General features: G+C 45.5%; 1 pseudogene. It reads right to left on the bottom strand.

The features are described 5' to 3' along the window. Nucleotides 1-321, bottom strand: a pseudogene (locus ACLWS4_RS38055) (LacI family transcriptional regulator); the annotation flags it as partial. Between the last annotated feature and the right edge of the window lie 26 nt (nt 322-347).

Below are 347 nucleotides of genomic sequence, written 5' to 3'. Positions count from 1 at the left end.
AGCTTCCTGATCCGCGCAAACGGAAGGAAAGTCATCCTGAATTCGGTCTAGCAATACAACAGGAATGTCCAAACCGGCCCACTGTGAGATGTCATCGCTTGATGTACTGATAATCCCCATCACATTATGCTGTGAAAAGGCTTCTATATAATTCACTTCCTTCTCACGGCTTTCATCACTATTGCCAATCATGACATGGTACCCTTCTTCCTGGAAGAAATCCTCCACTCCCCTGGCAATCTCGGGGAAAAAAGGGTTTGTAATATCCGGGATAACAAGACCGATCAGCTTCGATTGATGGTGATAAAGTGAACGGGCCACTTCGTTTGGTTTGTACGCTAATTTCC

Source organism: Kitasatospora sp. SC0581 (assembly GCF_048159585.1).
Taxonomy (GTDB): domain Bacteria; phylum Actinomycetota; class Actinomycetes; order Streptomycetales; family Streptomycetaceae; genus Kitasatospora.
Note: the sequence above shows the minus strand (reverse complement) of the source record. Positions and strands in the feature narration are given on the sequence as shown.